20 protein-coding genes and 1 pseudogene are annotated in these 20,158 nt (G+C 70.7%); 6 read left to right on the forward strand and 15 right to left on the reverse strand.

All coding sequences use genetic code 11. The annotated features are described in order from the left end of the window. Positions 1-41: 41 nt before the first annotated feature. Both OG440_RS08905 and OG440_RS08910 read left to right on the forward strand, forming a co-directional pair. Positions 42-710 carry a potassium channel family protein gene (locus tag OG440_RS08905; RefSeq protein ID WP_405766125.1) on the forward strand — a complete coding sequence of 223 codons (669 nt, stop codon included), beginning with the start codon at positions 42-44 and terminating at the stop codon, positions 708-710. After that, positions 710-1,387 carry a TrkA family potassium uptake protein gene (locus OG440_RS08910; RefSeq protein ID WP_020125145.1) on the forward strand — a complete coding sequence of 226 codons (678 nt, stop codon included), beginning with the start codon at positions 710-712 and terminating at the stop codon, positions 1,385-1,387. Before OG440_RS08905 ends, OG440_RS08910 begins: the two co-directional genes overlap by 1 nt. A 199-nt stretch (positions 1,388-1,586) precedes the next feature. Here OG440_RS08910 and OG440_RS08915 read toward each other — a convergent pair whose 3' ends face one another. From OG440_RS08915 to OG440_RS08950, 8 genes and pseudogenes are all read right to left on the reverse strand, one after another. Continuing rightward, the gene (locus OG440_RS08915) at positions 1,587-2,366 is read right to left on the reverse strand and encodes a DUF3159 domain-containing protein (RefSeq protein WP_406006300.1); all 780 of its coding nucleotides are present in this window, start codon (positions 2,364-2,366) and stop codon (positions 1,587-1,589) included. Between the two features lie 3 nt (positions 2,367-2,369). Then, positions 2,370-2,768 carry an OB-fold nucleic acid binding domain-containing protein gene (locus OG440_RS08920; protein ID WP_406006301.1) on the reverse strand — a complete coding sequence of 133 codons (399 nt, stop codon included), beginning with the start codon at positions 2,766-2,768 and terminating at the stop codon, positions 2,370-2,372. 57 nt (positions 2,769-2,825) lie between these two features. Beyond that, entirely contained in the window at positions 2,826-3,542 is a 717-nt protein-coding gene (locus tag OG440_RS08925; protein ID WP_406006302.1) for a response regulator, read from the reverse strand. Beyond that, positions 3,536-6,094 carry an ATP-binding protein gene (locus tag OG440_RS08930; RefSeq protein ID WP_406006303.1) on the reverse strand — a complete coding sequence of 853 codons (2,559 nt, stop codon included), beginning with the start codon at positions 6,092-6,094 and terminating at the stop codon, positions 3,536-3,538. The genes OG440_RS08925 and OG440_RS08930 overlap by 7 nt, the downstream gene beginning before the upstream one ends. Before the next feature lie 211 nt (positions 6,095-6,305). After that, positions 6,306-7,485: pseudogene (locus OG440_RS08935) on the reverse strand (alginate lyase family protein). 195 nt (positions 7,486-7,680) lie between these two features. Continuing rightward, positions 7,681-8,445, reverse strand: coding sequence for a DUF3710 domain-containing protein (locus tag OG440_RS08940; RefSeq protein WP_394640247.1), 765 nt, complete (start codon positions 8,443-8,445; stop codon positions 7,681-7,683). Position 8,446: 1 nt separating this feature from the next. Next, positions 8,447-8,998 carry a dUTP diphosphatase gene (gene dut, locus OG440_RS08945; protein WP_406006304.1) on the reverse strand — a complete coding sequence of 184 codons (552 nt, stop codon included), beginning with the start codon at positions 8,996-8,998 and terminating at the stop codon, positions 8,447-8,449. Next, positions 8,995-9,579, reverse strand: a complete 585-nt coding sequence (locus OG440_RS08950; RefSeq protein ID WP_406006305.1) for a PaaI family thioesterase — start codon at positions 9,577-9,579, stop codon at positions 8,995-8,997. Before OG440_RS08950 ends, dut begins: the two co-directional genes overlap by 4 nt. 58 nt (positions 9,580-9,637) lie before the next feature. Between OG440_RS08950 and OG440_RS08955 the strand changes: the two genes are divergently transcribed. Further along, positions 9,638-10,102 carry a DUF3093 domain-containing protein gene (locus OG440_RS08955; RefSeq protein ID WP_406006306.1) on the forward strand — a complete coding sequence of 155 codons (465 nt, stop codon included), beginning with the start codon at positions 9,638-9,640 and terminating at the stop codon, positions 10,100-10,102. Positions 10,103-10,109: 7 nt separating this feature from the next. Here the strand turns inward: OG440_RS08955 and OG440_RS08960 are convergent, their stop codons facing one another. The 4 genes from OG440_RS08960 to OG440_RS08975 all read right to left on the reverse strand — a co-directional run bounded on the left by OG440_RS08960 (position 10,110) and on the right by OG440_RS08975 (position 13,720). Continuing rightward, positions 10,110-11,111: a hypothetical protein gene (locus OG440_RS08960; RefSeq protein WP_406006307.1), complete on the reverse strand. Its 1,002-nt coding sequence runs from the start codon at positions 11,109-11,111 to the stop codon at positions 10,110-10,112. Between the two features lie 13 nt (positions 11,112-11,124). Next, positions 11,125-11,421: a DUF4193 domain-containing protein gene (locus tag OG440_RS08965; RefSeq protein ID WP_003993510.1), complete on the reverse strand. Its 297-nt coding sequence runs from the start codon at positions 11,419-11,421 to the stop codon at positions 11,125-11,127. 397 nt (positions 11,422-11,818) lie between these two features. After that, positions 11,819-13,060 (reverse strand): sensor histidine kinase, encoded by a 1,242-nt coding sequence (locus tag OG440_RS08970; protein ID WP_406006308.1) that lies wholly within the window; start codon positions 13,058-13,060, stop codon positions 11,819-11,821. A gap of 6 nt (positions 13,061-13,066) precedes the next feature. Continuing rightward, positions 13,067-13,720, reverse strand: a complete 654-nt coding sequence (locus tag OG440_RS08975; protein WP_020125132.1) for a response regulator transcription factor — start codon at positions 13,718-13,720, stop codon at positions 13,067-13,069. Between the two features lie 415 nt (positions 13,721-14,135). On the opposite strand from OG440_RS08975, the gene OG440_RS08980 reads away from it, so the two are divergent. Continuing rightward, positions 14,136-14,309, forward strand: coding sequence for a hypothetical protein (locus OG440_RS08980; protein WP_406006309.1), 174 nt, complete (start codon positions 14,136-14,138; stop codon positions 14,307-14,309). 74 nt (positions 14,310-14,383) lie between these two features. On the opposite strand, the gene OG440_RS08985 is transcribed toward OG440_RS08980, so the two are convergent. Further along, entirely contained in the window at positions 14,384-15,199 is an 816-nt protein-coding gene (locus OG440_RS08985) for an inositol monophosphatase family protein (protein WP_406006310.1), read from the reverse strand. 8 nt (positions 15,200-15,207) lie between these two features. Then, a complete protein-coding gene (locus OG440_RS08990; RefSeq protein WP_406006311.1) occupies positions 15,208-16,335 on the reverse strand; it encodes a ferrochelatase in 1,128 nt (375 codons plus the stop codon). A 232-nt stretch (positions 16,336-16,567) separates the two neighbouring features. Between OG440_RS08990 and OG440_RS08995 the strand changes: the two genes are divergently transcribed. Together OG440_RS08995 and OG440_RS09000 are read left to right on the forward strand one after the other, a co-directional pair. Next, complete coding sequence (locus OG440_RS08995; RefSeq protein WP_406006312.1) at positions 16,568-17,806, forward strand: MFS transporter; 1,239 nt, start codon at positions 16,568-16,570, stop codon at positions 17,804-17,806. Further along, a complete protein-coding gene (locus OG440_RS09000; protein ID WP_406006313.1) occupies positions 17,766-19,094 on the forward strand; it encodes a D-arabinono-1,4-lactone oxidase in 1,329 nt (442 codons plus the stop codon). The genes OG440_RS08995 and OG440_RS09000 overlap by 41 nt, the downstream gene beginning before the upstream one ends. Here OG440_RS09000 and OG440_RS09005 read toward each other — a convergent pair. Then, the gene (locus OG440_RS09005; RefSeq protein WP_406006314.1) at positions 19,018-19,833 is read right to left on the reverse strand and encodes a hypothetical protein; all 816 of its coding nucleotides are present in this window, start codon (positions 19,831-19,833) and stop codon (positions 19,018-19,020) included. The two genes, OG440_RS09000 and OG440_RS09005, sit on opposite strands and share 77 nt — an antisense overlap. Positions 19,834-20,158 lie beyond the last annotated feature (325 nt).

Here is a 20,158-nt window from a genome sequence, read left to right on the forward strand (position 1 = left end):
TTTTATTGACTTCTTGACTTCTTGACCTCGGAAGGACGGTCGTGCACATCGTCATCATGGGCTGCGGCAGGGTGGGTTCCGCCCTCGCGCAGACCCTGGAGCAACAGGGGCACACGGTCGCCGTGATCGACCAGGACCCCACCGCCTTCCGACGGCTGGGCTCCGGTTTCGGTGGCCGGCGGGTCACCGGAGTCGGCTTCGACCAGGACACCCTGCGCGAGGCGGGCATCGAGGAGGCCGGCGCCTTCGCGGCCGTGTCCAGCGGCGACAACTCCAACATCATCGCCGCCCGGGTGGCGCGTGAGATGTTCGGCATCGAGAACGTCGCCGCCCGCATCTACGACCCCCGGCGCGCCGAGGTCTACCAGCGCCTGGGCATCCCCACCGTCGCCACCGTCCGCTGGACGGCCGACCAGATGCTGCGCCGGCTGCTCCCCTCGGGCGCCGAGCCGCTGTGGCGCGACCCCACCGGGGGCATCGAGCTCGCCGAGGTGCACGCCGCCCCGTCCTGGGTCGGCCACAAGATCAGCAAGCTGCAGGAGGAGACGGGCGTCCGCGTCGCGTTCCTCACCCGCCTCGGCGAGGCGATCCTGCCCACCTCCCAGACGGTGCTCCAGGAGGGCGACCTGGTGCACGTGATGCTGCGGAGCGACGAGGTCGAGAAGGTCGAGGCCTCGTTCGCCGAGGGCCCCAAGGAGGACGGTCACTGATGAGGGTCGCCATTGCCGGAGCCGGCGCCGTCGGCCGTTCGATCGCGGGCGAGCTGCTGGAGAACGGCCACGAGGTCCTGCTCGTGGACAAGGCGCCGACCGCCATCTCGGTCGAGCGCGTCCCGCAGGCGGAGTGGCTGCTGGCCGACGCCTGTGAGATCACCTCCCTCGACGAGGCCGCCCTCCAGCGTTGCAACGTCGTGATCGCCGCGACCGGCGACGACAAGGTCAACCTCGTCGTGTCGCTGCTGGCCAAGACGGAGTACGGCGTCCCGCGCGTCGTCGCCCGGGTGAACAACCCGAAGAACGAGTGGCTGTTCAACGAGTCGTGGGGTGTGGACGTGGCCGTCTCCACCCCGCGTCTGATGTCGGCCCTGGTCGAGGAGGCGGTGAGCGTCGGCGACCTGGTCCGGCTGCTGCGCTTCAGCCACGGCGACGCCAACCTCGTCGAGCTGACCCTCCCCGAGGAGTCGGCGCTGGCCGGCACCCAGGTCGGCGACGTGGAGTGGCCCGAGGACACCTCGCTGGTCACCATCATCCGCGGCACCCGGGTCCTGACCCCGACCCGCGAGGACTCCCTGGAGCCGGGCGACGAGCTGCTCTTCGTGGCCGCCCAGGCGAGGGAGGAGCAGCTGGAGGACCTGCTGTCGGTCCGCAAGGAGGACACCGGCAGCTGACCTTCGGTCCGAGGGTCACGACGGCGAAGGGCGCCCCCGACATCGGGGGCGCCCTTTCCTGTCACTGGCCGCGGCGCCTCGATAACAAGGCCGTAGGGCTGCTACCAGCCCGTGCGGCACTTGAGGACGAGGCCCGTTCAGGGCCGAAGCGGGGGTCTGGGGGCGCAGCCCCCGGGGCCGGTCACCGGAACGCCGGAACCTACCGGTCCCGACGGTGCCGCCCACCGGCCTCGGACGCCGCCTCGGGCGACCCCTCCGACGCCGCCGCCTCCGCGGCAGCGGCCTTCTCCTCCGCCTCCATCTCCGCGAACACGTCGATCGGCGCGGGCGCCTTCGCGAGGAAGACCCACGTCAGCCAGACGGCGAGCAGGAACGGCGGGATCTTCAGCGCGATCAGCACCCAGCCCAGCTGCGCGGTGTTGGCCCACCAGTACAGCGGGAACAGGATCGCGCACTTGGCGAGCAGGATCAGTCCCCACGCCCAGCTGGCCTTGGCGTACGCCTTCTTGCGGCCGGGGTTGCGGGTCCGCCAGGAGAGGTTCTCCTTGAAGACCGGACCCAGGATCAGGCCGATCAGCGGCACCCCGCACAGCGTCGTGACGATGTAGGCGAGGGCCAGACCCAGCGTGTAGAGCATGCCCGGCAGATAGAAATCCTTGGCGTTGCCGGTCATCATCGCGAAGACGACACCGAAGGCGACTCCGAAGACGCCGCTGAAGGCGTGCTTGACCGTGTCCTTCATCGCCAGGCGGACCACGACCAGGATCAGCGACACCGCGAGCGCGGCGATCGCGGACATGTGCAGATCCTTGTTGATCGTGAAGATCGTGACGAAGAGCAGACCGGGCACGACCGTCTCGACCATGCCCCGCACCCCGCCGAACGCCTCGAAGAGCGCGGCCTCGGTCACCGCCCGGGCGTCGGCCGCGGTCGTGTCGTCCGCGGTCGTGTCTTCGGTCGGCTTGTCGAGCGACGTCACCGGCTACTCCCTACCCACGGGTCTCAGTTCGTACTTGGGGTTGAACAGCACCCGGCGGCCCCGGCTCATGGAGACCCGCCCCGATGCGATGAGCCTGCGTCCCGGCTCTATGCCCACGATGGAACGCCTGCCCAGCCACACCACGTCCAGCGCGGCGGTGCCGTCGAACAGTTCGGCCTCCAGGGCCGGGACTCCGGCGCGTGGCCGCAGAGTGACCGTGCGCAAGGTACCAGTAACCGTGACGATCTGGCGGTCCTGGCAGTCGCCGATCCGGGTGCACCCGGCCGTTTCGGAGTCCTCCCGTAGTTCCTCGGACTCCAGGTCCTCCTGCGACGAGGAGAGCCGGTCGAGCATGCGCCGGAACCGGCCCACCGGCTTTTCGGAACGAGGGACAGCACTCATGTCTGAAGGGTACCGGGGCAGGCCCGCGGAGCCGCAGCCACCGCCCTGCCCATCGCACTAGCGCTCGAACCGGTATCCCATCCCGGGTTCGGTGACGAAGTGCCGGGGATGCGACGGATCCGCCTCGAGCTTGCGTCTGAGCTGGGCCATGTACACCCGCAGGTAGTTGGTCTCCGTTCCGTACGACGGCCCCCACACCTCCTGGAGCAACTCCTTCTGGCCGACCAGCCGGCCGGTGTTGCGCACCAGCACCTCCAGAAGATGCCACTCCGTGGGGGTCAGCCGGACGTCCTTCCCGGCCCGGTCGACCTTCTTCGCCGCCAGGTCGACGGTGAACGTCTCGGTCTCCACCAGTACCTCGTCCTCGCCGCCCCCGGCCGGTTCCGCCCGGCGGACGGCGGCCCGCAGCCTGGCCAGCAGTTCGTCCATGCCGAACGGCTTGGTGACGTAGTCGTCGGCGCCCGCGTCGAGCGCCTCGACCTTCTCGTCCGAGGAGTGCCGGGCGGACAGCACCAGGATGGGCACCCTGCTCCAGCCGCGCAGTCCCTTGATCACCTCGACGCCGTCCATGTCCGGCAGCCCCAGATCGAGCACGATCACGTCCGGGTGGTGGGTGGCCGCGAGCCGGAGGGCGGTGGCGCCGTCGGGGGCCGCGTCGACCTCGTACCCGCGGGCCTTGAGGTTGATCACGAGGGCGCGGACGATCTGCGGCTCGTCGTCGATCACGAGCACTCGCGTGGGGGCCTGGGGCGCCCCCTCGGCCGGGCTCAGCATGAGGCGTGCCTTTCGGGTCGTGCGGGCTGTGCGGTGTGCGGCTCGGGGCGCGGTCCCGCCGCTCGGACGGTGAGGACCATGGTGAGGCCGCCGCCCGGGGTGTCCTCGGCGCTCAGGGTGCCGCCCATGGCCTCGGCGAAGCCACGCGCGACCGCGAGACCCAGGCCCACCCCGGCCCCGCGCGGGGCGTCGCCGTAGCGCTGGAACGGGGCGAATATCCGCTCCTTGGCCTCGTCCGGAACGCCCGGCCCGCGGTCCACGACGCGTACCTCGACCCGGTCGGACAGCGCGCTCGCCGAGACCAGCACGGGCTCGCCGCCCGGACTGTACTTGACCGCGTTCTCCACGAGATTCGCGACCGACCGCTCCAGCAGCCCGGCGTCCACGGCGACCATGGGCAGCGACTCCGGAATGTCCAGCTCCACGCTCGCCGCCGGATCGGGCACCCCGCCGAGTGCCATCGGCACGACCTCGTCGAGGTCCGTCTCCCGGATGATCGGCGTGACCGTGCCGGTCTGGAGGCGGGACATGTCCAGCAGGTTGCCCACCAGGTGATCCAGGCGGTCCGCGCCCTCCTCGATGCCCTCCAGCAGCTCCGCCCGGTCCTCCTCGGACCAGGTCACGTCGTCCGACCTGAGGCTCGACACCGCTGCCTTGATCCCGGCGAGCGGGGTCCGCAGGTCGTGGCTCACGGCGGCCAGCAGGGCCGTACGGATGCGGTTGCCCTCGGCCAGCGCACGGGCCTGGTCGGCCTCCTCCCGAAGGCGCCGCCGGTCCAGTACGACGACCGCCTGCGCGGCGAACGCGGCCAGCACCCGCCGGTCCTCCGCGGGCAGCACCCGCCCGGTGAGGACCAGCGCCAGGTCGTCGCCGACCGGCACGTCCACGTCCGCGTCCTCGGGCCGCTCGACCGGCCGTCCGCTCCCGACACGGCCCGCGCGGGTCCACGGCGCCGTGTCGTCGGCCCGCTCCAGCAGGGCGGCCGACTCCATCCCGAAGGTCTCGCGCACCCGCTCCAGCAGCGCCTCCAGGCTGGTCTCGCCCCGCAGCACGTTGCCCGCCAGGTAGGACAGGATCTCCGACTCGGCCCGCAGCCGGGCCGCCTGGTGCGTACGCCGGGCCGCCAGGTCCACCACCGACGCCACCGACACTCCCACCCCGACGAAGATCACGATGGCGACGATGTTCTTCGGGTCGGCGATCATCCACCGGTGCAGGGGCGGTGTGTAGAAGTAGTTCAGCAGGAGCGAGCCCAGCGCCGCCGAGGCGAGGGCCGGCAGCAGCCCACCGAGCAGCGCCGCCGCCACCGTCACGGCCAGGAACAGCAGCATGTCGTTGGCGAGGCCGAGGTGGACGGTGTTCAGCAGCAGCGCCAGCAGCACGGGGCCCACCACACCGACCAGCCGGCCCCAGACGATCCGGCGCCGCCCGAGCCGGGCGCCCCGGGCCACCGGCAGCCCGCGCCCCTTGGCGACCTCGTCGTGGGTGACGATGTGCACGTCGAGGTCGTACCCCGACTCCCGGACGACCGTCGCGCCGACCCCGGCCCCGAAGACGTACTGCCAGGCCTTGCGGCGCGAGGAGCCGAGCACGATCTGCGTGGCGTTGACCCCGCGGGCGAAGTCGAGCAGCGCGGCCGGGATGTCGTCGCCGATCACCTGGTGGAAGGAGCCGCCCAGGTCCTCGACGAGGGTGCGCTGAACCGCCAGCTCCTCGGGCGAGGCGGAGGTCAGCCCGTCGCCGCGGGCGATGTACACGGCCAGCACCTCCCCGCCGGCGCCTTTCTCCGCCAGCCGTGCCGCCCGCCGGATCAGGGTGTGCCCCTCCGGTCCGCCGGTCAGTCCGACCACGATCCGCTCGCGCGAGCCCCAGATCGCCGACACCCGGTGTTCACTGCGGTACTGCTTCAGGTACTCGTCGGCCCGGTCGGCCACCCACAGCAGGGCGAGCTCCCGCAGGGCGGTGAGGGTTCCGGGCCGGAAGTGGTGGGACAGGGCGGCGTCGACCTTGTCCGGCCGGTAGATATTCCCGTGCGCCATCCGCCGGCGCAGTGCCTGCGGCGACATGTCCACCAGCTCGATCTGGTCGGCGCGCCGGACGAACTCGTCGGGCACCGTCTCCGCCTGCCGGACCCCGGTGATCGACTCCACGACGTCGCCGAGGGACTCCAGGTGCTGGATGTTCACGGTCGAGACCACGTCGACGCCGGCGGCGAGCAGTTCCCGCACGTCCTGCCAGCGCTTGCTGTTGCGCGAGCCCGAGGCGTTGGTGTGCGCGAGATCGTCCACCAGGGCCACGCGCGGGGCACGGGCGAGGACCGCGTCCACGTCCATCTCGGTGGAGAGGCCGCCCCGGTGTTCCAGTTCGCGGCGCGGGACCTGTTCGAGGCCGTGCAGCATCAGCTCGGTGCGGTGCCGTCCGTGGTGCTCGACGAACGCCACCACGCAGTCCGTGCCGCGCTCCACCCGGCGGTGCGCCTCGGCCAGCATCGCGTACGTCTTGCCCACGCCCGGTGCCGCACCGAGGTGGATCCGAAGCTTTCCGCGTGCCATGGCCCTCCCGCCTTCCCGTGTCTCCCGCCTACGCAGCGTCGACCCTACGGCCGGCGGTTCCGGCGCAGGGGGCGAGCTGACAGGTGAGGGACGTCTTTGACGCAACCCTGACGCGGCGGACGATCACCGGCGCCCCTCACCCCATCATCGGACGAGCCCCCCGAATCGGTTCACGCGCATCGGTCACGCACGTCGGGTCACGGGCATCGGGTCAGGCGGGATTGTCCCCGTGGGTGAGCGTCTCCCAGGCGACGAAGAGGTTGTTGCTGCCGGCCGGGCGGTTCCGCAGGGTCAGCGTCTGGGTGTTGGTCATCGCGATGCCCAGACGGTTGTGCAGCGCGTTGTAGCCGACCTCGGTGACCGGGCCGAGCGCCTGGTTCAGGGATCCGGAGCACAGCCAGCTCGGGACGGCCGCGCCGAGCTCGTACTTGGCCTGGAAGCCGAGGGCCTGCCGCAGCCGCTCGCCGACGTCGGTGCCGTACAGGTCCTGTCCCTGGATCCGGCTGGTCTCGGCGACGTGCGAGATCGCGGAGATGCCGTACCCGGTGTGGGTGAGGTCGCGGCAGGTCTCCTGGGTCAGGCCGGTGACGAACGTGCCCTGTCCCTGCCAGTAGGCGACGACCTTGTCCCGGGTGTTCAGGTTCTGGCTCGGCACGGTCTTCGGCAGCTCGCCGTCGGAGGCCAGGTAGACGTAGGCGGCCGTGCGGGTGCGGAACTTCGCCATGGCCTTGTCGTACGACGCCCTGTCCTCGAGGAAGACGGAGATGCCGATCGCGGCCTCCGTCATGGACAGTTCCCAGTTGCCGTTGGAGTTGGAGCCGTTGATGACCTCGGGCAGATAGACGTCGCGCAGCATGGTCGCGAAGCGGCCGGAGCCGGCCCAGCCGCCGGTGTACGTGTACTTGATGATCTCGGCGGCCCGCGGCCAGGAGGAGCCGGCCCAGCCGGCTTGCAGGGGCGCGTTGCTGTTGGTGTGGTCCTTGACGACGGCCGACCAGGCGTCCATCAGCTCGATGGCCTTCTTCGCGTACCGCTCGTCCCGTGTGAACGTACCAGGCGAGGGCGTCGGTGTACGCCGCGAGCGCGTCCTCCCGCTCGTCCGTGCAGCCGTAGTTCGGGTTGGAGTAGGAGCCGCACTCGACCACGGCGCGGGGCTTGGGAGTGCGGTTCAGGCCGGCGTACTTGCTCGCCAGGAGCTGGTCGAAGGCGCCCTTCCAGGGCTGGGCCCCGGAGCCGACCTTGTCCCGGACGAAGTCCAGTTGTGCCCGGGAGACGGTGACCCCGGGGTGGGCGAAGGCGGCGGGGGCGGCTTGGGCCCGGGGGACGTTCGGGGACGCGAGAGCGCCCAGGACCAGGGCGGAGACGGTCACAAGGAATGCGGTTCGGCGCACAGCAGCTCCGTTTCATTCTTGTATGTGAACACAGAGCGCCCTTATGAACTCAGGCGTTGAGCGGAGACCGTAGGTCCAGACCAATGGACCGTCAAGGGTTCACACACGAGAAGAACGCGGGACGCAGGCACGGCTGAAAGGGCCGCACCCCGTGCGGGGTGCGGCCCTTTCAGCCGTGCCGTCTGCCGTCGTGGACTAGCGGACCTCGGTGATCTCCGGTCCACGCTGGAGCTGGCCCATGCCGCCGGAGAAGCGGGAGCTGTCGTCCTGCTGCTGGACGCCCTCGGGGACCATCTGCGCGTCGTTCGGCAGCTTGAGGACGATCGGGTCGCGCGGCGCCATCGGGCCCTCGCCGCGGACCACCACGGTGTCCCGGAAGATCTGCTCGAGCAGACCGGCCGCCTGCGGCTGCACCGCGCCCTGGCCCGAGATCACCCCGCGCAGGAACCAGCGGGGACCGTCCACACCGACGAACCGCACGACGTGGAAGCCACCCGTGCCGTCCGGCAGCTGCACCGGCACCTGGGCACGCAGCTCCCAGCCCAGCGGGCCTTCGACCTCGTCGACGATGCCACCCTGCTGAGTGATGCCGGAGCCGATCTCCTCGCGCACCTCGCCCCAGATGCCCTCGCGCTTGGGAGCGGCGAAGGCCTGGAGCTGGATGGCGCTGTCGCGCAGTACGACGGTCGCCGCGACGATCGCGTCACCGGCGACCTCGACCCGCAGCTCCATGCCGTCGACGCCGGGCACGAAGATCCCGCCCAGATCCACGCGGCCCTCGGCGGGGTCGCGCACCTCAGAGTCGTCCCAGGGACCGTCGGGTCGCGGCTCGGGCTCGAGCCTCACCCGCTCGCGCTCGCCCTCTACGTCGTCCGCCTCAGCGTCGACACTGTCGACGACCTGCTCGGCCTCGCCGGCCGCGTCCTCGGCGGCACCCTTCTTCTTGCGACGTCCGAACACGTCACTGTCCTTCCCGGTCGGATACGACCGAAGCGTATCGATTCCCACCCGTCGCGCCGCCCTCGGCGGCCGAGGCGCTTGTACCGCTTTCACCGCCCACGGCGGCATGCCCGCCGGTGGACCCGAAGCCCCCTGCGGCCCGCGCCGATTCGGGAAGCTCCGCCACCTCCTGGAAGCGGACCTTCTCGACCTGCTGGACGACCAGTTGGGCAATCCGGTCGAAGCGCTCGAACCGCACGGACTCGCGCGGGTCGAGATTCACCACGATCACCTTGATCTCCCCACGGTACCCGGCATCAACCGTCCCCGGGGCATTCACCAGGGCGACGCCGCACCGGGCCGCCAGCCCCGAGCGCGGGTGCACGAAGGCCGCGTACCCCTCGGGCAGGGCGATGGACACCCCCGTGGGCAGCACGGCCCGCTCGCCCGGCGCGAGTTCATGGCTGCGTGTGGTGCGCAGATCGGCCCCGGCATCACCCGGGTGCTCGTACGTCGGAAGCGGTACGTCCGGGTCGACGCGACGGAGCAGGACGTTCAGGGGATCACGGCTCACGGGTTCACCTCGAAGGCGCGGGTGCGCCTGATCTGGTCCGGGTCGCTCATGGCGGCCTGGATCTCCGCCTCCCGGCCGTGGCTCACGAAGTGCTCGACGGCGACCTCGACGAAGAGCGCGTCGGCACGGACGGCGAGCGGCCCGTCGGGACCGCCGATCCGCCCGGTGGCGCTCGAGTAGATCTTGCGCCTGGCCACGGCCGTCACCTCGGCCTCCAGGTACAGCGTGGTGCCGACGGGCACGGGCCGTACGAAGTCGGTCTCCAGCCGCCCGGTCACGGCGATCGTCCGCAGCAGCCAGTTCAGCGAGCCGAGTGTCTCGTCGAGGGCGGTGGCCAGGATCCCGCCGTGCGCGAGGCCGGGCGCGCCCTGGTGGGCGGGCTGCACGATGAACTCGGCGGTGACGGTCACCCCCTCGCCGGCGCGCGCCTCCAGTTGCAGCCCATGGGTCTGCTCGCCGCCACATCCGAAACAGTGTTCGTAGTGGGCACCGAGAAGCTCGCCGGGCACGGGAGCGTCGGGGTGCCGGACGGGTTTCACGGCATCGGCCGGAGGCTCAAGAGCTGCGGAAGTACCACTCACAGCCGCAGACCTTACCCGCGCGTCCGCCACATCAGGACACCGTGCCAAGCTTGGCTCCATGCAGCTCTCGACCACCCCGTACGAAGAACGCCTGACCGCACCCCGATCGTGGTGGTTCGTCTCGTTCCTCGTGGGTGTCTCCATGGCCCTGATCCTGCTGCCCTTCGGCACCCTGCCGTTGCTCGGCGGCCTGGTCGGCGGCACCGCGGCCGCGGCGGTCGTGGCCAGCTCGTACGGTTCGCTGCGCATCCGCGTCGTGGGCGACTCGCTGATCGCGGGCGAGGCGAAGATCCCGGTCGCGGCCCTGGGCGAGGCGGAGATCCTGGACGCGGACGAGGCGCGCGCCTGGCGCACGTACAAGGCCGACACCCGGGCCTTCCTGCTGCTGCGCTCGTACATCCCCGGGGCCCTGCGGGTCGAGGTCACCGACCCGGACGACCCCACGCCCTACCTGTACCTGTCGACGCGGCAGCCGGAGCGCCTGGCAGAGGCGCTGAAGGCGGCGCGGGAAACGACGGCCTGACCGGAGCTCAGCGTCCGGATCCGCCGGGTTTCCCGCGGTTCCCGGGGTTCCCGGGGTCGTCGGAACCCAGCGCGTGCAGAGGGTTCTCGGAGATCTCGCCGATGGCGAGGGGATCCGCCGGCCTCTCCAGCGGCGGCAGTTCCGGCAGCGCGTCCCAGGGCACCTGCATCTTCCGCAGGTCGGCCCGGACCTTCGCGGCCACTCTCCTGGTGTCCCGCCGGTTCATGACCGCGCCGACGGCGGCGCCCACCATGAACGGCATCAGGTTCGGCAGGTCACGGACCATGCGCTTCATGATCTGCTGGCGCAGCTCGCGCTTCATCTGGCCACCGAGGGCCGAGTTGACGGAGGAGGGCTTCAGCACGTCGACGCCGCGTTCGCCCGACCAGGAGCGCAGATACGCCGTGCTGCGGTCCTTGAGATTGCCCGCCGGCCGCACGCCGTAGACCTCGTGGAGTTCGGCGATCAGCTTCAGCTCGATCGCCGCGACCCCGGTGATCTCCGCGGCCAGTTCGGTCGGCATCGCGGGCGGCACGGGAAGCATCGCCGCCGCGCCGATACCGGCGCCCACGGTGGACGTGGCGGTCGCCGCGCCCGACACGAGTTTGTCCGCCAGCTGCTCGGGCCCGAGACCGGGGAACTGCCTGCGCAGCGTCTGGAGGTCCCGTACGGGGACCCGGGGGGCGAGGTCGATGATCCGGTCGGCGAGGTGCCCCAGACCCGCCCTGGCGCGGGCACCGCCCTTGCGGACGCCTTCCCTGGCGAGGTCCGTCGCCTTGTCGCGGATGACCGCCGCCCGCCGCTTGGCGACGGGGGCGGCGCTCCCCGTGGCGACCGGGAGGTCAGCCCGGTCGGCCGCGGGTTCGAGCGAGGCCGATCCCGCAGGGACCACTCCCGTACCGGATGAGCCTCGCTCGTCGTCACGCACGCCGTGAGGGCCCTCGGAGGGCCCCTTGTCCGTTCCCCGCAGGGGGAAGCGGCGCTTCCGAGGAGGGGTCGAGCCAGTCACGGCCGACCCCGCCTCAGTCGCAGTCGCGGCAGATCGGCTGGCCGTTCTTCTCCCGGGCCAGCTGGCTGCGGTGGTGCACCAGGAAGCAGCTCATGCAAGTGAACTCGTCCTGCTGCTTCGGCAGCACCCGGACGGCCAGTTCCTCGTTCGAGAGGTCTGCGCCGGGCAGCTCGAGACCCTCCGCGGCCTCGAATTCGTCGACATCGACTGCGGAGGCGGACTTGTCGTTCCGCCTGGCCTTCAGCTCTTCAAGACTGTCTGAGTCGACGTCGTCGTCGGTCTTGCGTGGGGTGTCGTAATCGGTAGCCATTTCGCCTCTCCCCCTCTGGGTGTTCTGCGGTGTCTCCAGCGCACGTAACGCGTGAGAGGCCGGACTTGTGCCCGCCTCGAGGCGGAGATTTTGCCTCACATCAAGGTCTGTTACTCAATCGACACCCAACCGAACTCCTCACGAGTGATCGGCTTGGATGGCGATCGGGACCGTACACGGTCCGAATGCCGCACTTCAAAGGCGTCTCACCGTGTACTTCCCGTGATCAGGACCCCTGAAAACCCGGATTTTCCGGGCTTTACGACGGCATTCATGATCACGGAGAGTGGATGATGGCCAATTCGCCCTTGTGATCGATCACACACGGGAAACCCGGGTAGGGACCCAGAAAATTCCGCGCAAAGCGAACATCCCCGCGTGTGTCGGCGACATGATCTCAGACGGGGAAGGTGACCCGCATCACGAGCCCACCTCCCTCGCGCGGCTGGGCCGCGATATGACCGCCGTGCGCCCGGGCCACGGACCGCACGATGGACAGGCCCAACCCGACCCCCTTGTCACTGCCGGTCCGCTCCGTACGCAGGCGACGGAAGGGCTCGAACAGATTGTCGATCTCGTACGCGGGCACGACCGGACCGGTGTTCGACACGACGAGCACCGCCTGACCGTGCTGGACCTCGGTGGTCACCTCGACCCAGCCGCCCTCGGACACGTTGTACCGTACGGCGTTCTGCACGAGATTCAGCGCGATCCGCTCCAACAGGACACCGTTGCCCTGTATGACGGCGGGTTTCTGCTCCCCGCGGATCACCACCCCCTTGGTCGTCGCCTCTCCGTGCACCTGGTCGATGGCCTGCTCGGCGACCTCCGCGAGGTCCACCGGCTTACGCTCGACGATCTGGTTGTCGCTGCGGGCGAGCAGCAGCAGGCCCTCGACGAGCTGCTCGCTGCGCTCGTTGGTGGCCAGCAGCGTCTTGCCGAGCTGTTGCAGCTCCACCGGTGCGCCGGGGTCGGAAAGGTGCACCTCGAGCAGTGTGCGGTTGATCGCCAGCGGTGTCCTCAGCTCGTGCGAGGCGTTGCCCACGAAGCGCTGCTGGGCCGTGAAGGCCCGCTGGAGGCGCTCCAGCATGTCGTCGAAGGTGTCGGCGAGCTCCTTCAGCTCGTCGTCCGGTCCGTCCAGCTCGATACGGCGGGACAGGTCCGAGCCGGCGACCGCGCGCGCGGTCCGGGTGATCCGGCCGAGCGGTGACAGCACACGGCCGGCCATGGCGTAGCCGAACGCGAAAGCGATCACGGCGAGGCCGAGGAGGGCCAGCAGGGACCGGCTGAGGAGGTCGTCCAGGGCGTGCTGGCGCTGGGTCGCGTCGCACTGCTTGAGGAATTCGGTGATCTGGTCCTGGTTGGTCGCCGCGTTCAGCTGCGGGCAGGTGGTACTGCTGATGGCGAGATTGCTCCCGCTCACCCGGAAGGACTGGCCGCTGCCTTCGTGCAGGGCCTGCGCGGCCAGCAGGTAGATGATCGACAGCAACAGGATGCCGGCGATCAGGAACATCCCGCCGTACAGCAGCGTCAGCCGTATCCGGATGGTCGGGCGCAGCCAGGGGAAGGGGGTCTGCGGGCTCCTGGGGTCCCAGGTGGGCTTCGGGGGCGCCTGGGGAGGCGCGGGTGTCGATGCCACGGGGGATCAGATCCGGTAGCCGGAACCGGGGACCGTGACGATCACCGGAGGTTCGCCCAGCTTGCGGCGGAGCGTCATGACGGTCACCCGCACGACGTTGGTGAACGGGTCGGTGTTCTCGTCCCAGGCCTTCTCGAGGAGCTGCTCCGCGGAGACCACCGCCCCCTCGCTGCGCATCAGCACCTCCAGGACGGCGAACTCCTTGGGCGCGAGCTGGACCTCCTTGCCGTCGCGGAAGACCTCACGGCGGTTGGGGTCGAGCTTGATGCCGGCCCGTTCCAGGACGGGCGGCAGCGGCAGGCTGGTGCGCCGGCCGAGGGCACGCACGCGTGCGATCAGCTCGCTGAAGGCGAACGGCTTGGGGAGATAGTCGTCGGCGCCGATCTCCAGGCCCTCGACCCGGTCGCTGACGTCACCCGAGGCGGTGAGCATCAGCACGCGCGTGGGCATGCCGAGTTCGACGATCTTGCGGCAGACGTCGTCACCGTGGACGAGGGGGAGGTCCCGGTCGAGGACGACCACGTCGTAGTCGTTGACGCCGATGCGCTCCAGGGCGGCCGCACCGTCGTACACGACGTCGACGGCCATGGCCTCCCGGCGCAGTCCGGTGGCCACCGCATCGGCGAGCAGCTGCTCGTCCTCGACGACGAGTACGCGCACGTCGCTTGTCCTTCCTGTGTCCACCCGCGTAGCGCTCTTGAGCGCACGCGGGCAGGGGCCTTGGTGGGTGTGGGCTTCCATCCTGCCCTTTTCGGCCATAAGTCGGCGGTAAGGCGGGTGCGCGGAAGATGAAGGGCGGGTGTGAAGCCCGGGAATGCGAGATTTTCTCGTGAGGTTGAGGTTTCCGTGGAAGGGAGCGGGGGGAGGACGGCTGTACATCCCGCGATCACGCTCTGCATGTGCCGCAGCACCATGCGGTACTCCGCGGTCCGCTTGCCGCAGAGCGGGCGTGGGTGTCCGGCACCGTCGCCGCCCGGCAGGCAGTGCTGGGCACCCTGTGGCAGACGTGATCGCCCCTTCCCAACCGGCACACCCCCGTGCCACCGACCCACGACCCAGGACGAGGGGGCGCAGCATGGACGCATTCACCGCAGGACTTCTGCACCGCATAAGGACGACCGAGTCCGACCTGACGCGGGCTCTCGACGAGGGCGACGATTTCCTCGTCGAGGTGGAACAGGCCGAGCTCGACGACCTGCGACGCCTCGCCGCCGAGCACGGTGTGGAGGTCGGCGCCGCGAGCGTCTGAGCAGTACGCAGGCACGCGGAGGGCCCCGGCGAATCCAGCGCCGGGGCCCCTTCGCGTGTCCGCGCACGGGCGGATCAGTCGTGCCAGGCGCCGAAGTCCTCCAGGAGTCGCTGGAGGGGCTCGAAGACGCCCGGGGTGGCAGCCACCGTCAGGTCGCGTGCGGGGCGCTCTCCGGGCCGCCCACCGGTCAGCGCGCCCGCTTCCCGGGCGATCAGGTCCCCCGCGGCGAGGTCCCAGGGGTGGAGCCCGCGTTCGTAGTAGCCGTCGAGGCGGCCCGCCGCCACGTCGCACAGGTCCACCGCGGCCGAGCCGCTGCGCCGGATGTCCCGGAGCAGCGGGATCAGCCGCTGCGCGACGTCGGCCTGGTGGGCGCGGACCTCGGTGACGTAGTTGAAGCCGGTGGACACCAGGGCCTGGTCGAGGGACGTCGCCTCACGGCAGGACAGGGCACGCTCGCCCTCCCGGGCGCCGCTCCCCCGGGCCCCGCCGCCGCGCACCGCGTGGTACGTCTCGCCGCGCAGCGGGATCTCGACGACCCCGACGACGGTTTCGCCGTCCTGCTCGGCGGCGATGGAGACGGCCCAGGTGGGCAGTCCGTAGAGGTAGTTGACCGTGCCGTCGAGGGGGTCGATCACCCAGCGGATGCCGCTGCTGCCCTCACTGGAGGCGCCCTCCTCGCCGAGGAAGCCGTCGTCGGGGCGGTGCTCGGAGATGAGGCCGGTGATCAGTTTCTCGGCCGCGATGTCCATCTCGGTGACGACGTCGATCGGGCTCGACTTGGTGGCGGCGACCGCGAGATCGGCCGGGCGGCCGTCCCGCAGCAGCTCGCCGGCCCGGCGGGCGGCCTCCTTGGCGAGCTCGAGCAGTTCGGTGTGCAGGGGGTCGGTCACGCCGTTCCTCACGCGTAGGGGCTGTCGGCGCCCGCGGCGGCGGGCTTGGGGGCGCGGGCGGGGCAGCAGCCGACCGGGCACAGGTCGTGGCTCGCGCCGAGTGCCCCGAGGGCGCACGGGGTGACGTCGATGCCGTTCTCCACCGCGGCGCGCTCCAGGACGAGCTCGCGGATCACTGCGGCGAAGCGCGGGTCTGCGCCGACGGTGGCCGAGCGGCGCACCGGCAGGCCCAGCTCCTCGGCCTTGGCCGTGGCCTCCGTGTCGAGGTCGTAGAGGACCTCCATGTGGTCGGAGACGAAGCCGATGGGGGCCATCACGACGGCCGGGACGCCGGCCGCGTGCCGCTCCTCCAGGTGGTCGCAGATGTCGGGCTCCAGCCACGGGATGTGCGGGGCGCCGGAGCGGGACTGGTAGACGAGCTGCCAGGGGTGGTCCACGCCGGTGCGCTCGCGGACGGCGTCGGCGATGAGCCGTGCGGTGTCCAGGTGCTGTTTCACGTACGCGCCGCCGTCGCCGTGGTCCCCGGCCGGACCGGAGGTGTCGGCGGACGCGTTCGGGATGGAGTGGGTGCAGAAGGCGAGGTGCGCGCCGTCCCGGACCTCGTCCGGGAGGTCGGCGAGCGAGCGCAGCACGCCCTCGGTCATGGGCTCCACGAAGCCGGGGTGGTTGAAGTAGTGGCGCAGCTTGTCGACCTTCGGCAGCTCCAGGCCCTCGGCCTCCAGCACGGCCAGCGAGTCGGCGAGGTTCTCGCGGTACTGGCGGCAGCCTGAGTACGAGGCGTAGGCGCTGGTGGCGAGGACGAGGATGCGGCGGCGGCCGTCGGTGACCATCTCGCGCAGGGTGTCCGTGAGGTACGGGGCCCAGTTGCGGTTGCCCCAGTAGATCGGCAGGTCCAGGCCGTGCTCGGCGAAGTCCTTGCGCAGGGCGTCCAGCAGGGCGCGGTTCTGGTCGTTGATCGGGCTGACCCCGCCGAACAGGAAGTAGTGCCGGCCCACTTCCTTGAGGCGTTCCTTGGGGATGCCGCGCCCGCGCGTCACGTTCTCCAGGAACGGAACCACGTCGTCCGGGCCTTCCGGGCCGCCGAAGGAGAGCAGGAGCAGGGCGTCGTAGGGGGTGGCATCGAGCGCGTCTCGCATGACTCGATCCTGCCACCCGCCTCCGACAGGCGGGAAACGGCGGGGTGCCGGAGGGGCGCCGCCCGCACCCGGATGCGTTAGGGTTGCCTAACTTCGTAAGCTGTATGAGCTGCGTTCACGCCTTACCGGCCCTGCCGGGCTCACCGCACGCCTACCGAGCCCCCGCCGAGCCGCCTTCCCTCACGCCGCGCCGAACCGTCACGCGCGCGTGCCCGGACCCACCGGAGACCCCGTGCCCAGCCCGTACAGCGCCCTGTTCGCCGCCCCCGGCTCCAGAAGGTTCTCCGCCGCGGGGTTCGTCGGCAGGATGCCGCTGTCGATGATGGGCATCGGCGTCGTCACGATGGTCTCCCAGCTCACGGGGCGCTACGGGCTCGCGGGGGCGCTGTCGGCGACCATCGCGCTGGCGGCCGCCGCCTTCGGACCGCAGATCTCGCGTCTGGTCGACGTGCACGGTCAGCGCAGGGTGCTCCGCCCCGCGACGCTGGTCGCGCTCGCCGCCGCGGCCGGGCTGCTGCTGGCCGCGCACTTCGAGTGGCCGGACTGGGTCCTGTTCGTGTGCGCCGCCGGCATCGGTGCCGTGCCGAGCCTCGGCGCGATGATCAGGGCCCGCTGGGCGGCCGTGTACCGGGGCACGCCCCAGCTGCACACCGCGTACTCCTTCGAGTCCGTGGTGGACGAGGTGTGCTTCATCTTCGGGCCGATCATCTCCATCGGTCTGTCCACGGCCTGGTTCCCGGAGGCGGGGCCGCTGCTGGCGGCCGGTTTCCTCGCCGTCGGCGTCTTCTGGCTGACGGCCCAGCGGGCCACCGAGCCCGCGCCGCACCCGCGCGAGCAGCGCGGCGGCGGCTCGGCGCTGCGCTCACCCGGACTCCAGGTCCTGGTGGTCACCTTCGTGGCGACCGGGACGATCTTCGGGGCGGTCGACGTGGTCACCGTCGCCTTCGCCGACGAGCAGGGCCACAAGGGCGCCGCCAGCGTCGTCCTCGCGCTGTACGCGGCCGGTTCCTGCGTGGCCGGGCTCGTGTTCGGCCTGCTGCACCTCAAGGGGGCACCGGAGCGGCGCTGGCTGCTGGGCGTGTTCATGATGGGCGTGAGTATGATCCCCCTCCTACTGGTCGGAAACTTGCCGTTTCTGGCCGTGGCGCTGTTCTTTGCGGGTCTGGCCATCGCTCCCACGATGATCACCACGATGTCCCTCATAGAAGAGCACGTACCACGCGCACAACTGACTGAGGGCATGACCTGGATCAGCACCGGGCTCGCGGTCGGCGTCGCGCTCGGTTCCTCCATCGCCGGCTGGGTCATCGACGCGGCCGGCGCACAGGCCGGGTACGGGGTTCCGGCCGTGTCCGGAGCCGTCGCGGTCGCGGTCGGTTTCCTGGGGTACCGCCGGCTGAGCAGGCCGGCGCCGGGTCGGGGAGGCACCGTTGAGCAGCACAGCGAGCGGGAAGAACGCCACGTGGCGTAACTGGGGCGGCAATGTCACCGCACGCCCCGCGCGGGAGGTCACGCCCGCCTCCGTCGACGAACTGGCGGATGCCGTGCGCCGGGCCGCCGAGGACGGACTGAAGGTGAAGGCCGTCGGCACGGGCCACTCCTTCACGTCGATCGCGGCGACCGACGGCGTGTTGATCCGCCCTCAACTGTTGACCGGCATCCGCGACATCGATCGCGACAACATGACCGTCACGGTCGAGGCCGGCACCCCGCTCAAGAGGCTCAACCTGGCGCTCGCGCGCGAGGGCCTGTCGCTCACCAACATGGGCGACATCATGGAACAGACGGTCTCCGGGGCCACCAGCACCGGTACGCACGGCACCGGCCGCGAGTCCGCCTCGATCGCCGCCCAGATCAAGGGGCTCGAACTCGTCACGGCGGACGGCTCGGTGCTGACCTGCTCGGAGAAGGGGACCGAGGAGGAGCGCGCGCTCTTCGCCGCCGCCCGGATCGGCCTGGGCGCCCTCGGCATCGTCACCGCGATCACCTTCGCCGTCGAACCGATCTTCCTGCTCACCGCGCGGGAGGAACCGATGCCCTTCGACAAGGTCCTCGACGACTTCGACGAACTGTGGGCCGAGAACGAGCACTTCGAGTTCTACTGGTTCCCGCACACCGGCAGCACCAACACCAAGCGCAACAACCGCAGCGCGGGCCCCCGCAAACCCGTGAGCCAGGTCTCCAGCTGGATCGAGGACGAGCTCCTCTCCAACGGCGTCTTCCAGGTGGCCCAGTGGATGGGCCGAGCGGTGCCCGCCACGATCCCGGCGATCGCGCAGGTCTCCAGCAAGGCCCTGTCCGCGCGCACCTACACGGACATCCCCTACAAGGTCTTCACGTCGCCGCGCCGGGTGCGCTTCGTCGAGATGGAGTACGCCGTCCCGCGCGAGGCGGTGACCGAGACGCTGCGCGAGCTGAAGGCGATGCTCGACCGCTCGGGCCTGCGGATCAGCTTCCCCGTGGAGGTGCGCACCGCACCCGCCGACGACATCGCCCTGTCCACGGCCTCCGGCCGCGACACCGCGTACATCGCCGTCCACATGGTCAAGGGCACGCCCTATCAGGGGTACTTCACCGCCGCCGAGCGCATCTTCACCGCCCACGAGGGCCGCCCGCACTGGGGCAAGGTGCACACGCGGGACGCGGAGTACTTCGCCGGTGTCTATCCGCGCTTCGGCGAGTTCACGGCGCTGCGGGATCGGCTGGATCCTGATCGTCTGTTCCAGAACGACTACCTGCGGAGGGTTCTGGGGGCGTAGCGGACGCCGTGGGTGCGGGGCTCGCCGAGGCGTCCGCCCCCGTGCCCCCTTCCGTGGCCGTGGGGGTCGGCGTGCCGCCCGTCGTCGTACCACCGCCGGTGTCGTCGCCCGAGTCCTCCTCGCCGTCGTCGCCTGCCAGGGAGGAGCCACCGCCCGAGGGAGTGGACTCCCCGCTCGACAGGACGGAGGGCGACGGCGAGGTGGTGGCCGCCTCCTCGCCGGACGAGCCGGACGACGTGCCGGACGAGGAACCGCCGCCCGTGACCGCCCCGGTGACCGTCGTGCCCCGGTCTCCGCTGAAGGTGTCGCCCGACACCAGCTCGTAGGTGGTGATGCCGGCCATCGCGACCCCGAAGACGAGCGCGGCCGCCACCACCGGCCGCTTACGGCGCCCCAGCCGTGCGCGATGCACGGTCCCCTCGGTGAACTCGCCCGGCCCGGGCGGCGTCCGGTCCCCCGGTTTCGCGGCCGCCCTCGTGTCGCGGGTCTGCGTGTCGCGGAGCTGCTCCCCGGTACGCCTGAAGAAGTGCTGGAAGAGCGAACCGCCGCAGGTGGCGACGACGCTGACCAGACCGGCGCCGAGGATCGTGCCGTAGACCCCGAAGTACGAGGCGAGTTTCGCGGCCACCACCGCGGCCACGGCGCTGCCGGCGACCTGCGGCACGCTCAGGTCGATCCGCTTCCGTTTCACCTCCTCCCCGGCGCTCGACTCACCAGCGGCTTCGGGCCTTTCACGCATACCGGGAGCTTGCCTGCCTTTCCCGCACTTGATCAAGCAACTGCACGAGAAGGGGACGTACGGGCGAAACCGAGAGTTCCTTTTCGGGAGATTGCGTGAACTACGCCACGCCCAAGATCGCCAAATGCCCGCCGTGGACGGCCAAGTCCCGCCTCTCCACAGAAGTTGGATGGCGCGCCAATCCACGCACGTGGCCCAAATGGAGTACTGTTGCGAGCCCTGGGCCCGGTCTCCCTCCAGGATGTCCGGGGCCTCGCTGGACCGCTTGAGGGGAACTGGTTGCACAGGGTGACGGGGTTGATCACTCAGCGTGGCGAATAGGTAA

The sequence above is a fragment of the Streptomyces sp. NBC_00637 genome, from assembly GCF_045161545.1.
GTDB lineage: Bacteria > Actinomycetota > Actinomycetes > Streptomycetales > Streptomycetaceae > Streptomyces.

What these genes read in the sequence shown, in the direction of transcription:
- OG440_RS08930 (WP_406006303.1), bottom strand. Translation starts at nt 6,094, where the DNA reads ATGGCACGCGGAAAGCTTCGGATCCACCTCGGTGCGGCACCGGGCGTG.
- OG440_RS08990 (WP_406006311.1), bottom strand. Translation starts at nt 16,335, where the DNA reads ATGCGAGACGCGCTCGATGCCACCCCCTACGACGCCCTGCTCCTGCTC.
- OG440_RS08925 (WP_406006302.1), bottom strand. Translation starts at nt 3,542, where the DNA reads ATGCTGAGCCCGGCCGAGGGGGCGCCCCAGGCCCCCACGCGAGTGCTC.
- OG440_RS08980 (WP_406006309.1), top strand. Translation starts at nt 14,136, where the DNA reads ATGGACGCATTCACCGCAGGACTTCTGCACCGCATAAGGACGACCGAG.
- OG440_RS08955 (WP_406006306.1), top strand. Translation starts at nt 9,638, where the DNA reads ATGCAGCTCTCGACCACCCCGTACGAAGAACGCCTGACCGCACCCCGA.
- OG440_RS08965 (WP_003993510.1), bottom strand. Translation starts at nt 11,421, where the DNA reads ATGGCTACCGATTACGACACCCCACGCAAGACCGACGACGACGTCGAC.
- OG440_RS09005 (WP_406006314.1), bottom strand. Translation starts at nt 19,833, where the DNA reads ATGCGTGAAAGGCCCGAAGCCGCTGGTGAGTCGAGCGCCGGGGAGGAG.
- OG440_RS08910 (WP_020125145.1), top strand. Translation starts at nt 710, where the DNA reads ATGAGGGTCGCCATTGCCGGAGCCGGCGCCGTCGGCCGTTCGATCGCG.
- OG440_RS08920 (WP_406006301.1), bottom strand. Translation starts at nt 2,768, where the DNA reads ATGAGTGCTGTCCCTCGTTCCGAAAAGCCGGTGGGCCGGTTCCGGCGC.